Annotated in this window: 14 protein-coding genes; 9 read left to right on the top strand and 5 right to left on the bottom strand. The window is 71.0% G+C overall.

Annotation, left to right across the window (positions count from 1 at the left end):
• Positions 1–185: 185 nt before the first annotated feature.
• From cobU to cobS, 3 genes are read left to right on the top strand one after another with little or no spacing between them, the layout of a single operon-like run.
• Positions 186–725, top strand: coding sequence for a bifunctional adenosylcobinamide kinase/adenosylcobinamide-phosphate guanylyltransferase (cobU, locus tag E1181_RS04060; protein ID WP_132672531.1), 540 nt, complete (start codon positions 186–188; stop codon positions 723–725).
• Between the two features lie 49 nt (positions 726–774).
• Complete coding sequence (cobT, locus tag E1181_RS04055; RefSeq protein ID WP_132672530.1) at positions 775–1,848, top strand: nicotinate-nucleotide--dimethylbenzimidazole phosphoribosyltransferase; 1,074 nt, start codon at positions 775–777, stop codon at positions 1,846–1,848.
• A complete protein-coding gene (cobS, locus tag E1181_RS04050; protein ID WP_235876116.1) occupies positions 1,845–2,579 on the top strand; it encodes an adenosylcobinamide-GDP ribazoletransferase in 735 nt (244 codons plus the stop codon). The genes cobT and cobS overlap by 4 nt, the downstream gene beginning before the upstream one ends.
• Positions 2,580–2,583: 4 nt before the next feature.
• Here cobS and E1181_RS04045 read toward each other — a convergent pair whose 3' ends face one another.
• The gene (locus E1181_RS04045; RefSeq protein WP_132672529.1) at positions 2,584–3,504 is read right to left on the bottom strand and encodes an AraC family transcriptional regulator; all 921 of its coding nucleotides are present in this window, start codon (positions 3,502–3,504) and stop codon (positions 2,584–2,586) included.
• An 82-nt stretch (positions 3,505–3,586) separates the two neighbouring features.
• Between E1181_RS04045 and E1181_RS04040 the strand changes: the two genes are divergently transcribed.
• Positions 3,587–4,003 (top strand): pyridoxamine 5'-phosphate oxidase family protein, encoded by a 417-nt coding sequence (locus tag E1181_RS04040; protein WP_132672528.1) that lies wholly within the window; start codon positions 3,587–3,589, stop codon positions 4,001–4,003.
• Between the two features lie 53 nt (positions 4,004–4,056).
• Here E1181_RS04040 and E1181_RS04035 read toward each other — a convergent pair whose 3' ends face one another.
• Complete coding sequence (locus E1181_RS04035) at positions 4,057–5,160, bottom strand: branched-chain amino acid aminotransferase (protein WP_132672527.1); 1,104 nt, start codon at positions 5,158–5,160, stop codon at positions 4,057–4,059.
• 135 nt (positions 5,161–5,295) lie between these two features.
• Between E1181_RS04035 and E1181_RS04030 the strand changes: the two genes are divergently transcribed.
• Positions 5,296–5,592, top strand: coding sequence for a hypothetical protein (locus E1181_RS04030; protein WP_132672526.1), 297 nt, complete (start codon positions 5,296–5,298; stop codon positions 5,590–5,592).
• 69 nt (positions 5,593–5,661) lie between these two features.
• Here the strand turns inward: E1181_RS04030 and E1181_RS04025 are convergent, their stop codons facing one another.
• A complete protein-coding gene (locus tag E1181_RS04025; RefSeq protein ID WP_235876108.1) occupies positions 5,662–6,327 on the bottom strand; it encodes a DUF402 domain-containing protein in 666 nt (221 codons plus the stop codon).
• Positions 6,328–6,334: 7 nt separating this feature from the next.
• Entirely contained in the window at positions 6,335–7,591 is a 1,257-nt protein-coding gene (locus E1181_RS04020) for an APC family permease (RefSeq protein ID WP_132672525.1), read from the bottom strand.
• A gap of 191 nt (positions 7,592–7,782) precedes the next feature.
• Here E1181_RS04020 and E1181_RS04015 point away from each other — a divergent pair, with 191 nt between their 5' ends.
• Together E1181_RS04015 and E1181_RS04010 are read left to right on the top strand one after the other, a co-directional pair.
• A complete protein-coding gene (locus tag E1181_RS04015) occupies positions 7,783–9,270 on the top strand; it encodes a leucyl aminopeptidase (protein WP_132672524.1) in 1,488 nt (495 codons plus the stop codon).
• Positions 9,271–9,445: 175 nt separating this feature from the next.
• Complete coding sequence (locus E1181_RS04010; RefSeq protein WP_132672523.1) at positions 9,446–9,946, top strand: OsmC family protein; 501 nt, start codon at positions 9,446–9,448, stop codon at positions 9,944–9,946.
• 75 nt (positions 9,947–10,021) lie between these two features.
• Here the strand turns inward: E1181_RS04010 and E1181_RS04005 are convergent, their stop codons facing one another.
• Entirely contained in the window at positions 10,022–10,372 is a 351-nt protein-coding gene (locus E1181_RS04005; RefSeq protein ID WP_132672522.1) for an oxidoreductase, read from the bottom strand.
• A gap of 238 nt (positions 10,373–10,610) precedes the next feature.
• Here E1181_RS04005 and lpdA point away from each other — a divergent pair, with 238 nt between their 5' ends.
• Entirely contained in the window at positions 10,611–11,981 is a 1,371-nt protein-coding gene (gene lpdA / locus E1181_RS04000) for a dihydrolipoyl dehydrogenase (RefSeq protein ID WP_132672521.1), read from the top strand.
• Positions 11,982–12,047: 66 nt separating this feature from the next.
• Positions 12,048–12,352 (top strand): biotin/lipoyl-containing protein (locus E1181_RS03995; RefSeq protein ID WP_328590838.1); only part of this gene is annotated, 305 nt, incomplete at its 3' end.

Here is a 12,352-nt window from a genome sequence, read left to right as displayed (position 1 = left end):
AGGCCCTCGCGATCGTGGCTGGAGTGGGTCACCGGTGGGCAGTTTCGGTTCGAACCGTCCATGATCAATGTCCGATTCGCCCGGTCAATTCGGACCAGAACCACCTCCGGTGAGCGTGGGCACCACTGGGCCGGTCGGGGCCCTCCTCCGGGTACGGTCTCGGCGGTTGTTGAGCGGAGGTTTTCGTGCGGTCGTTGGTGCTGGGTGGGGCTCGGTCCGGGAAGTCGGCGCATGCCGAGGGGTTGGTGCCCGAGGACGCCGCGGTGACCTACGTGGCCACCGCGCGGCGGGATCCTTCGGACGGCGAGTGGAACGAGCGGATCGCCAAGCACGTGGCGCGGCGGCCCGACTGCTGGCGGACCGTGGAGGCGCCGGACTCCGAGTCGCTGCGGCGGGTTCTCGCCGAGGCCTCCGGGGGCGACCCCGTGCTGGTGGATGATCTGGCCACCTGGCTGACCGGGGTGCTCGACGACGCCGGGGCCTGGGAGCGCGATCCGGCGGCGCTGGACGTCGTCGCGGCGCACTGCGACGCGCTGGTCGAGGCCGTGTCGGCGAGCGCCGCGCGCGTCGTGCTGGTGTCGGCGGAGGTCGGCCTCGGCGTCGTGCCCGGGACCCGGTCTGGAAGGCTGTTCCGGGACGAGCTCGGCTCGCTCAACGCCCGGTTGGCGGCGGTGTGCGACGAGGTGCTGCTGCTGGTCGCCGGATGCCCGCTGCGGATCCGGTGAGCTTCGGAGAACCCTGCTGAGCTGCGGTTTTTGAACACGGAGGTTTCGCTTGCCCACCGAACAGAACGACCCCGGCACGATCGAGTTCCCGCCCGTTCCCGCACCCGACGAGCAGGCATCCCGGGAAGCCGTGGCGCGGCAGGCGCAGTTGACCAAGCCGGCCGGGTCGCTGGGACGGCTGGAAGAGCTCGGCGTGTGGTTCGCCGCGCGGCAGGGCGTGTGCCCGCCGCACGCGCCCGCGCGCGCCCGCGTGGTCGTCTTCGCAGGTGACCACGGCATCGCCCAGCACGGCGTGTCGGCCTACCCGCCCGAGGTGACCGGCCAGATGGTCAGCAACTTCCTCTCCGGTGGCGCGGCCGTCAACGTGCTGGCCTCGCACGCCGGAGCGACCGTGCGCGTGGTGGACATGTCGGTCACCGTCGACACGCCGCCGGCGGTCAGCGCGCACAAGGTGCGGCGCGGTTCCGGGGCGATCGACCGCGAGGACGCGCTGACCGACGAGGAGGTCCGGGCCGCCGTCCAGGCCGGGCGGACGATCGCCGACGAGGAGGTCGACTCCGGGGCCGACCTGCTCATCGCCGGGGACATGGGCATCGGCAACACCACGCCCGCCGCCGTGCTGATCTCGCTGCTCACCGGCACCGAACCGGTCGCCGTCGTCGGGCGCGGCACCGGCATCGACGACCACGCGTGGATGCGCAAGACCGCGGCGATCCGCGACGCGCTGCGCCGGGCCCGCAAGGTGCACAACGACCCGATCGCGCTGCTGCGCACCTCCACCGGCGCCGACATCGCCGCCCTCGCGGGCTTCCTCGCGCAGGCCGCCGTGCGCAAGACCCCGGTGATGCTGGACGGGGTCGTCGTCGGAGCGGCGGCGCTGGTCGCCGAGGAGCTCGCGCCCGGAGCGCGGCAGTGGTGGCTGGCCGGGCACCGGTCCGCCGAACCGGGCGGACCGCTGGTGCTCCAGCACCTCGACCTGGAGCCGGTGCTGGACATGCGGCTGCGGCTCGGCGAAGGTTCCGGCGCGCTCACTGCGCTGCCGGTGCTGACCGCGGCGGTGAAGGTGCTCGGTGAGATGGCCACGTTCGACGAAGCCGGCGTCGCCGGAGAGGCCGGGGCGTGACCGACGGTCTGCGGCTGGCGGTGTCCTGGCTGACGGTGCTGCCGTGGCCCGCGAGACAGGTCGATGACCGCTCGTGCCGGCAGGCGATCTCCTTCGCACCGCTGGTCGGGGCGCTCGTCGGCGGCGCCGGGGCGCTGGTGCTGTGGGCGCTGAGCTCGCTGGGCGCTCCCCCGCTGCTCGCGGGCCTGCTCGTGGTGGCGCTGCTGGTGCTGATCACCCGGGGCATGCACGTGGACGGTCTGGCCGACACCGTCGACGGTCTCGGCTGCTACGGACCTCCGGAACGCGCGCTGCAGGTGATGCGCGACGGCGGCGCGGGACCGTTCGCGGTGGTCGCGCTGATCCTGGTGATCGGCGTGCAGGCCGTCAGCATCGGTGCGGTCGCGCAGACCCCGTGGGTGCTGGCGCTGGCCTGCGCCACCGGGCGCGCGGCGTTCGTGCTGTGCTGCCGCAGCGGCCTGCCGTCGGCGCGCCCGGAGGGCATGGGTGCGCTCGTCGCCGGGAGCCAGCCGCTGTGGCTGGTGATCGCCTGGTGGCTCGCGGCGACGCTCGCCGCCGCGCTGATCAGCCCGGCCGCCGCGGTGTCCGTCCTGGTCGCGGCGGGGGTGCTGCTGCTGTTCACCCGGCACGTCGGCCGCCGCTTCGGCGGGATCACCGGCGACGTCCTGGGCGCGGCCTCGGAGCTCGCGACGACCGTCGTCCTGGTGGGCGCGACGCTCGGGCAGTTCTAGACCCTCAGATCGCTCGGCGGTGGGCGCTCGGCGTCGTGCCGCGGATGCGCTTGAACGCGGCGCTGAAGGTGAAGGGATCGGCGTAGCCGACGGTGCGAGCGATCTCGCCGATGGTCGCCGAGCCGCGCTCGGTCAGCAGGTCCGCCGCGAGGGTCATGCGCCAGCGGGTGAGGTAGGTCAGCGGCGGTTCACCGACCAGATCGGTGAACCGCTTGGCCAGCGTCGAGCGCGACACCCCGATGCGCCCGGCGAGCGAGGCGACCGTCCACGACGTCGCCGGTTCCGCGTGCAGCAGGCGCAGCGCCTCGCCCGCGACCGGGTCCCGCTGAGCCTCCCACCAGGCCGGAGGTTCACCGCCGGGACGGTCGAACCACTCGCGCAAGGTGCAGACGAGCATCCAGTCCAGCAGCCGGTCGAGCACCAGCTGCTGACCCGGCGCGTCCACCGCCACCTCGGCGGCGAGGTGGTCGAGCACCGGATCACCCGTGCCGCCCGACTCCACGCGCAGCACGACCGGCAGGGCTTCCAGCAGCCTTCGGCTGATCTCGCCGCGCAGCGGGTAGGCGCCGACGATCAACGTCGTCCCGCTCCCCTGGCCCGGGTCGTGCCAGCCGAGCCGGTGCCGCGTGCCGCCCAGCTCGGGAGTCGCGCAGAACTCGCCGCACGCCAGCGGTTCCGCCGAGGTGCCGATCTCGTCGACGAAGGTGAACGTCGCAGGTCCGCGGACCACGACCGTGTCGCGGTCCCGCAGCGGTTCGGGCTCGCCGCGCCCCGGCACGATCCAGCCCTGTCCGTCGAGGACGGTGCACAGGGTCAGCGGTGCTCCGTCCACGAAGTGCAGCGACCACGGCGGCGTCAGCGTCGAGCTGCCGAACAACGAGCCCTGGGCCCGCAGCCCCCGGAAGAGGTCACCGAACGCGTCCACATCACCGACGTTAGACGATGACGCAGGTGATCCGGCTTCTCACCCATGGAACCGTCCAGGATCGGGGCGTTGAATCGTCGGCATGAGCACGCTGAGCGCACAGGACCTCGAATTCCTCCGCCGCCCGCTGCACGGCTTCCTGTCGGTGGCCGCAGGCCCGACCCCGCCGCAGCCCCGGCCGGTGTGGTTCGAGGCCACCACCGAGGGCACGATCGAGCTGTTCACCGACCCCGCCTCGCCCAAGGTCGAGCGCCTGCGGCGCGATCCCCGGGCGTCGCTGGTCGTCGCCGCACCCGCGACCGAACGCGAACGCTGGGTGTCGGTCGCCGGCCGCACCTCGGTGGAAACCGGCGGAGCGCCCGAGCTGGTGGAACGCCTCGCGGCCCGGTACTGGGACCTCGACGACCCGAGCCGCGCGCACGACCTCGCCGGACTCCGCGCTGGGACCTGGTTCCGCATCGTCCTGCACCCGGACAAGGTCACCCGCCTCGACTTCTAGACACGACGACGCCCCCTGCGATCAACCGCAAGGGGCGTCGGTGGACCAGGTGCTCAGCCGAGCTTGGTCATCCAGCCGTGGGTGTCCTCGACCGTGCCGTACTGGATCGCGGTCAGGCGCTCGCGGAGCTTCATCGTGACCTCGCCGGGCCGGCCGTCGGCGACGCCGAACTCGCCGTCGCGGTGCTTGACGTGACCGACCGGGGTGATCACCGCGGCAGTGCCGCAGGCGAAGACCTCGGTGAGCTCGCCGGTGGTGGCCGCCTTCTCCCACTCCTCGACGGTGATCTTGCGCTCCTCGACCTGCATGCCGAGCTCCTTGCCCAGCTCCAGCAGCGAGGACCGGGTCACGCCGGGCAGCAGGCTGCCGCTCAGCGCCGGGGTCACCAGCTTCGCGTCGGCACCGGAGCCGAACACGAAGAACAGGTTCATGCCGCCCATCTCCTCGACCGTGTGCCGGTCGCAGGCGTCCAGCCAGACCACCTGGTCGCAGCCCTGCTCCACGGCCTGCGCCTGCGCCAGGAACGACGCCGCGTAGTTGCCCGCGAACTTGGCCGCGCCGGTGCCACCGGGAGCGGCGCGCACGTACTCGTGGCTCAGCCACACCGTCACCGGCTTCACGCCACCGGCGAAGTAGGAGCCGGCCGGCGAGGCGATCAGCGAGTACAGGTAGGTCTTCGACGGGTGGTTCACGCCCAGGCCGATCTCGGTGGAGACCATGAAGGGCCGCAGGTACAGCGAGCTCTCACCAGTGCTGGGCACCCAGTCGCGATCCACCGCGACCAGCTCGCGCAGCGATTCGAGGAACAGCTCCTCGGGCAACTCCGCCATCGCGATCCGGTTCGCGGAGCTGCGGAAACGGCGGGCGTTGGCGTCCGGGCGGAACGCCGCGATCGAGCCATCGGGCTGGCGGTAGGCCTTGAGCCCCTCGAAGATCGCCTGCGCGTAGTGCAGGACCGACGTCGCCGGGTCGAACTCCAGCGTGTGGTACGCCTCCAGGCGGGCGTCGTGCCAGCCCTGGTCCTCGGACCACTTGATCGTCACCATGTGGTCGGTGAAGAACTTGCCGAACCCGGGATTCTCCAGTACCTCCGCGCGGCGCTCGGCTGAGACCGGTTGCGGGTTGGGGGTCCGGGTGAAAGACAGTTCTCCGTTCATGCGCGTACGGTATCGCGTGCGCTGGAGCAGTGAAAACCGGCTTGGCGTCAGTTGGTCATCCAAGTATCCGGGCGTTGCTAAACGGACGCGGAGATTCTGCTGATTCCTCCGCGGCGGGCGACATATGATGGAGCCATGACGCAGGCCCAGAACACCCCCGCGCCGCAGCCCACCTCGGTCCCGCAGGACGTCCGCGCTGGTGTGCTGGCCGGCCTGATGCCGTTCGGCGCGGGCATGCTGCTCACCCTCGGCTACGCCTGGATCGGCGTGTTCGGCGTCGTCCTCGCGGCGATCGGGGCCGCGGGCTGGGCCTTCTGGTGGCGCAACAAGTACCAGCAGTGGTTCCCGCAGCAGGTGACCACCGGCTCGGTGGTCGGCACGACCGTCCTGGTCGCGGTGATCACCCTTCTGCTGTTCATCTCGATCAGCTGACTCTTCACTCGTTCCACTCGTCTTGCTGAGCGGTGCGAGCTCTGGAGAAAGCGGCTGACGCCGCGTGAATCAGCTGAGCAGGTGCGCGGGGAGCTTCGGCACGGACCAGGACGGGTCCGGGCGGGCGTCGCAGTAGGTCCCGTCGAAGGGGAACGCGCCGTCCTTGGCCAGGGAGATCATCTCCTCACCCTCGGCGCGCAGCTTCGCCAGTTCGGCGTGGCTGAAACGGCCTGCGGCCAGCGCGTCGTCGAGCTCGTCCTCGTCCTTCCAGGACCAACTGCCGTCCGCCATGACCTCCACGTCCAGCACGCCGTCGACCCGCCGCACGCCGTATTCGTCCCGGCCGCGCGGGATTTCGAGATTGACGTACCAGTTCCGGAATTCCCCGCTGGGTTCGAAGAACCACCACACCGACGACCACCGGTTCTCGTGGACCAAGCGCAACGTCGAGGTACCGCGCCAGGTCGACAGGGCCGGCACGCGCGGTCCGGAGAACCGCTCCGCGAGCGGCAATTCACGCGGGTGCCGCCCGTCCGGGGAGGTCGTGGTCCGAACCGGGGTGTCCGGCAGCACCCAGCACAGCAGCTCCTCGCCGTCGTCGGAGACGACGCGAGCCGGGTGCACGTTCCCGAGCGAGCCGTCCAGGCGCCAGAAGCTGTAGAGCACCTCGTCGCCCGAGGACCACTGGTAGCGCTGAGAATTCCAGGTCATCTCGTCCACAATCGAGTTGGGCATGACCGCCTCATTTCCACCGGCGCGAAACGATTCCCGCCAGCAAAGGACCGACAACAACCACTCCGAGCGTTGTCAGCATCGCAGAAACCGGCATGCTCATCGCCAGCACGACCGACAAACCCATCCCAAGGCATGCACCCCGCATGGGCCAAGTGGGTCCATCGGAGAGCAGCAAACGGGCGCCTGCGTTGGCAAGAGCGTAGTGCAGGAGCAGCGCGCAGGCCGCGAAGGACATCAACGCGATCGGGTCGATCAGCTGGGAGACGATCACCGCCGCGACCCCGGCGATCAGGTCGAGCAGGTACGGGGTTCCGGCCGGACCGGTGCGGCCCAGGACTCGCGGGAGCTCGCCGTCGCGCACCATCCCCAGCCCCGTCGAGCGCAGCGATTCCAGCGCGCCCAGCAGCACCGGCAGCAGCGCGACGGCCGCCCCGACGCACACCAGCGGCACCAGGTCGGCGGCCGCGGCGGCGGTGAGGACGTCGCGGATCGGCATCGGCGACAGCGCCAGCCGCTCCCAGCCGAGCTGGTAGGTCAGGGCGGCCGTCATCGCCGCCAGCAGCACCGTCACCACGACCAGCGAGATCGTGGTGAGGCGGCGGGTCACCGCCCAGGGCGCGCGGTCGCCGTCCTCGGTGGGCGCGGCGAGTCGCTCGAAGCCGGTGAACGCGAGGAACAGCACCCCACCTGCGCCGATGATCCCCACGGCGCTCTCGTTGGAGGCGCCGGGATCGACGTGCGCGGGTAGTCCTCCGACCGGGTCGATGGCGAAGCAGATCGCCACCACGAGCACGATCACCGCCAGGCTCAGCGCGACCCACAACCAGGCCGCGGCACCGCGGATCCGAAGCCCGGTGGTCGCCGAGAGGACCACGAGCAGGATCACCGCCCCCGCCACCAGGGCGCTGGCCGACGGCAGGAAGAACTCGCCGATCACGCGGGCGATCGCGGCGATCGCGGCGACCTGCGCGGCCAGGTGGGCCGAGGCTCCGATGCGGGCGGGCAGCAGGCCCATCCGCTCGCGCACGCACGCGTAGGTCGCGCCGGGCCCGTGGTGGGCTCGGGACTGGTGGGCGACAGCCGAGGACGCGCACACCGCTGCCAGCAGCGCGATCAGCAGTCCCAGCGGCGCCCACGGTCCGGCCGCCGCCGCTGCGGGTGCGGGTCCGAGCAGCACGCCGATGCCGACCATGCCGCTGAGCGCGAGCGGTAACGCGTCGCGGCCGGTCACCGCCCGGCTGTCCGTTTCCACCTGTCGGGTCACCGGACCACCCTTGCAGACGAGTGCGGGCACTTCAGCCTCCTGTCGGCTGACTCATGGCGGGAGACCGCCGGTGAGCGTATGACGGACGTGATGACCACTGCCCTCCCGCCACGCTCACGGTGAACACGCCGATCATCGGCGGACCCGGCGTTCTAGAGTGCGGGAAAGGCACCGATCCGGAGGATGACCACGTGACGACCCCGAAACTCGCACTCACCGACACCGCGGTGGCCAAGCTGAGCGCGGACGCGCTCGTCATCGGCACCGTTTCCGGCGCCGACGGCCTGCGGCTCGCACCCGGTGCCGAGCCGGTCGCCACGGCCTTCGACGGCGACCTGGTCAAGGTGCTGACCTCGCTGGGCGCGAGCGGGAAGGCCGATGAGGTCGTCAAGCTGCCCGCCCACGGGCTGGCCGCGACCGTGCTGGTGGCCGTCGGCCTGGGCAAGGCCGGCGAGGACGGCCCGAGCGCCGAGGCCGTCCGCCGCGCCTCCGGTGCCGCCGCCCGCGCGCTGTCCGGTGTGGAGCACGCCGCGACCACCCTGCCCGCCGCCGACCTGCCCGCTGCGGTGCAGGGCACGGTCATGGGCGCCTACGCCTTCACCCAGTACAAGTCGAGCAACGGTGACGGCCCGGTGGCCGCGGTGGACTTCGTGGTCGCCGACGCCAAGGCCGACACCGCCACCCACGCGCTCAAGGGCGGCACCGCGATCGGCGAGGCGGTCAACACCGCCCGCGACCTGATCAACACCCCGCCGAACGACCTGTTCCCGGCCTCCTTCGCCGAGCGCGCCACCGAGCTGGCCAAGGCCGCGGGCCTGGAGGTCGAGGTCCTCGACGAGGCGGCGCTGCGCAAGCAGGGCTTCGGCGGCATCCTCGGCGTCGGCGCGGGCTCGTCGCGCCCGCCGCGCATGGTGCGACTGCGGCACAAGGGCCCGAAGGCCGCGAAGAAGGTCGCGCTGGTCGGCAAGGGCATCACCTTCGACACCGGCGGCATCTCGCTGAAGCCGGGCGCGGGCATGGAGAACATGACCTCGGACATGTCCGGTGCCGCTTCGGTGATCGCGACGATGGTGCTGGCGGCGAAGCTGAACTACCCGCTGGAGATCACCGCGACCGTCCCGATGGCGGAGAACATGCCGTCGGGCACCGCCTACCGCCCGGGTGACGTGCTGAAGATGTACGGCGGCAAGACCGTCGAGGTGCTCAACACCGACGCCGAGGGCCGGCTGATCCTGGTCGACGCGATGGCCCGCGCCTGCGAGGACGAGCCCGACTACCTGATCGAAACCTCCACGCTGACCGGTGCGCAGGTCGTCGCGCTGGGCAACCGCACCCCGGGCGTGATGGGCGAGGACGGCTTCCGCGACCGGGTTGCCAGGCTGTCGCAGGCCGTGGGCGAGGGCGGCTGGCCGATGCCGCTGCCGGACGAGCTGCGCGCGGACCTGGACTCCAAGCTCGCCGACCTGGCCAACGTCACCAACCACCGCTGGGGCGGCATGCTGGCCGCGGGCATCTTCCTCCGGGAATTCGTGGCCGAGGGCGTGCAGTGGGCGCACATCGACATCGCGGGCCCGTCCTACAACACCAACTCGCCGTGGGGCTACACGCCCAAGGGCGGCACCGGTGTCCCGGTCCGGACCCTCGCGGCGGTGCTCGCCGACATCGCCGAGAACGGCTGAGCCCGCACTCGCCGGCCGTCTGGAGCCGACCAACCCGGTCGGCTCCGGGCGGAACCGGCGAACCGCCCACGATGCGGAACGAGAAGTTCAACCCGGGGTGACCTCGGCCCAGTCTTTGTGATCCGGGTCACGAAAAGGTCACCACTGCGGGGTGCGCCGATGTCACGATGGGTTTATGACCGAATCGCAACCGGCCACGCTGACCGCGGCCAGGCACGGCTATCAGGTCGACGTGGTGTGGACCGGCAACACCGGCCAGGGCACCAGCTCCTACCACAGCTACGAGCGCACCCACGAGGTGCGAGCCGTCGGCAAGGACTCCATCGACGCCTCCGCCGACCCGGTGTTCCTGGGTGACGCGGACCGCTACAACCCCGAGGAACTCCTGGTCGCATCGCTGTCGCAGTGCCACATGCTCTGGTTCCTGCACCTCGCGGCCGACTCCGGCGTCGTCGTCACCGGCTACCACGACCACGCTCGCGGCATCCTGACCGAGAACTCCGACGGCACCGGTCAGTTCGAGGCCATCGAGCTGGCACCGGAGGTCACCGTCTGCGACCTGGCGACCGTCGACGTCGCCGAAGCGCTGCACGAGCGCGCCCACGAGCTCTGCTACATCGCCAAGTCCGTGACGTTCCCGGTGCGGTGCACGCCGACGACGCGCGTCGCGAACTGATTCACCGACGAATCGATTCAGCCCTCACCCGCGGCCGTGCGCGCAGCGAATCCGCGAAAACCGCGACTCGCGCGTTCACGGCCGTTCGTCGGCGGCGCGCTGCGCACGCCTGCGGAGAATGCGCTGCCGGGCCTGGTAATCGCGCATTCGTTGCGGATATCCGACCTTGGCGACTTCGTAGAGCGGGATGCCGAGCCGACTGGTGAAGCGCCCGGCCGCCGAAGGCGACTCGATCCGCCGACGCGTCCATTCCCCGTCGTGGGCGATGAGCAGCAGCGTCGTCTCGGTGACCAACGTCTGCGGTTCGAGGTAGCCCTCGACGCCGCGGCGCTGCGCCGTCCAGTTCCGGAGGTGGTCGGTGTCCGCGGCCGTGGCGCGCCGCCCGGTGCCGGGACGGCGGTTGCGGAACCGGTCGAATAAGCCCACCGAACTCGCCTCCCCAATACCGATTCAGGCCGGCTGCATTCGATTTTGCCACCGCGAACATGTGCGGAGTGTGAAAACGAGCTGAGAATGCGCGGCGCCCAGGTGATGAATGCAGCACAGATCACCCGGCCCACCGCGCATCGTCCGCTCGGGTGGTGACAAGATGGCTGGTGGTGTGCATGACCACCAGGTCACGCGACCAACCGCAAGTCAATGACGCCCTGTCGAGGAGTGCGAAGTGACCGACACGTCCGCCGATCTGGTCATTCTCGGCGGCGGTTCGGGCGGCTACGCCTGCGCTTTCCGCGCGGCCGAGCTCGGCCTGTCCGTCGTCCTCATTGAAAAGGACAAGCTCGGTGGGACCTGCCTTCACCGAGGTTGCATCCCGACCAAGGCCCTGCTGCACGCGGCCGAGGTCGCCGATTCCACCCGAGACGCCGACCAGTTCGGGGTGCGCGCCGCCCTCGAAGGCATCGACATCGACGGTGTCAACAAGTACAAGGACAACATCATCTCGGGCCTGTACAAGGGCCTGCAGGGCCTGGCCAAGGCCCACAAGGTGACGATGGTCGAGGGTGCGGGCACCCTCGTCGACGCCAACACCGTCGAGGTCGACGGCACCCGCTACACCGGCAAGAACGTGGTTCTGGCCACCGGTTCCTACTCCAAGACGCTGCCCGGCCTGGAGCTCGGCGGGCGCGTCATCGCCAGCGAGCAGGCGCTGAACCTGGACTTCATCCCGAACAAGGTCGTCGTGCTCGGCGGCGGCGTGATCGGCGTGGAGTTCGCAAGCGTCTGGGCCTCGTTCGGCGCCGAGGTCACCGTCGTGGAAGCGCTGCCGCACCTGGTGCCCAACGAGGACGAGTTCGCCTCGAAGCGCCTGGAGCGCGCCTTCCGCAAGCGCGGCATCAAGTTCAAGACCGGCGTGAAGTTCACCGGCGCCACCCAGAGCGACGACGGCGTGTCGGTCAGCCTGGAGAACGGCGAGACCTACGACGCCGACCTGCTGCTGGTCGCCGTCGGCCGCGGCCCGAACACCGCCGGACACGGCTTCGAGCAGGTCGGCGTCACCATGGAGCGCGGCTTCGTGCGCACCGACGAGCGCCTGCGCACCAACGTCCCGGGCGTGTTCGCCGTCGGCGACATCGTGCCGGGCCTGCAGCTGGCGCACCGCGGCTTCCAGCAGGGCATCTTCATCGCCGAGGAGATCGCGGGCCTGAACCCGCAGCCGATCGACGAGGCCGGCATCCCGCGCGTGACCTACTGCCACCCCGAGGTCGCCTCGGTGGGCCTGACCGAAGCCGCCGCCAAGGAGCAGTACGGCTCGGTGGAGACCTTCACCTACGACCTGGCCGGCAACGGCAAGAGCCAGATCCTCAAGACCCAGGGCGCGGTCAAGCTGGTCCGCGCGACCGACGGCCCGGTCGTCGGCCTGCACATGGTCGGCGACCGCGTCGGTGAGCTCATCGGCGAGGCGCAGCTGATCTACAACTGGGAGGCGCTGCCGGAGGACGTCGCTCCGCTGGTCCACGCCCACCCGACCCAGACCGAAGCTCTGGGCGAGGCCCACCTCGCCCTGGCCGGCAAGCCGCTGCACGTGCACGGCTGACAGCCGCACGCAGCAGCAGCGAAAAGACAGCCGCACCCCGCCACACCCACGAGGAGTCAGCAACCGATGGCCTTCTCCGTTCAGATGCCGGCGCTCGGCGAGAGCGTCGCCGAGGGCACGATCACCCGGTGGCTCAAGCAGGAGGGCGAGACCGTCGAGGTCGACGAACCCCTGCTCGAGGTCTCCACCGACAAGGTCGACACCGAAATCCCGTCCCCGGCCGCCGGCGTGCTGCAGCGCATCGTCGCCCAGGAGGACGACACCGTTGAGATCGGCGGCGAGCTCGCCGTCATCGGCGACGCCGGCGAGGCGTCCGCCGCCCCGGCCGCGGCTCCGGCCGCCGAGCCGGAGCCGGAGCCGGAGCCCGAGCC

The sequence above is a fragment of the Saccharopolyspora terrae genome, assembly GCF_004348435.1.
Taxonomy (GTDB): Bacteria; Actinomycetota; Actinomycetes; order Mycobacteriales; family Pseudonocardiaceae; genus Saccharopolyspora; species Saccharopolyspora endophytica.
Note: the sequence above shows the minus strand (reverse complement) of the source record. Positions and strands in the feature narration are given on the sequence as shown.